We start from the raw sequence: 628 nt of genomic DNA, 5'->3' as shown, positions 1-628 counted from the left end.
TCGACTGCCACGGCCGCGTCGCGGCAATAGGCGTCGGCGCCGACGGCCTTGCCGAATTCCTCGTTGAGCGGGGCACCGCCGACCAGCACGACGTAGTCGCCGCGGATGCCCTTTTCCTTCATCGTGTCGATGACGACCTTCATGTAGGGCATGGTCGTCGTCAGCAGCGCCGACATGCCGATGATGTCAGGCTGGTGCTGTTCGATGGCGTCGAGGTATTTTTCCACCGCATTGTTGATGCCGAGGTCGATGACGTCGAAGCCGGCGCCCTCCATCATCATGCCGACAAGGTTCTTGCCGATATCGTGGATGTCGCCCTTGACGGTGCCGATCACCATCTTGCCCTGCTTCGGCGCGCCGGTGGCGACAAGCAGCGGACGCAGGATGAACATGCCCGCCTTCATCGCGTTGGCCGACAACAGCACTTCCGGCACGAACAGGATGCCGTCGCGAAAATCCTCGCCGACGATGCGCATGCCTTCGACCAGTGCCTCGGTCAGCACCTTGTAAGGCGCCCAGCCGCGCTCGAGCAGGATGTTGGTGCCTTCCTCGATCTCTTCCTTCAGCCCGTCATAAAGGTCATCGTGCATCTGCTGCACGAGTTCGTCGTCGGAAAGCTCGGAAAGGA

General features: G+C 61.6%; 1 protein-coding gene. It reads right to left on the bottom strand.

Going from position 1 to position 628, the window contains the following annotated elements:
* Positions 1-628, bottom strand: a 628-nt coding sequence (locus tag AC0L2V_RS32225; RefSeq protein ID WP_473522192.1) for a corrinoid protein, incomplete at both ends; no start/stop codon positions are given.

Source organism: Mesorhizobium sp. WSM4814, from assembly GCF_055811595.1.
Note: the sequence above shows the minus strand (reverse complement) of the source record. Positions and strands in the feature narration are given on the sequence as shown.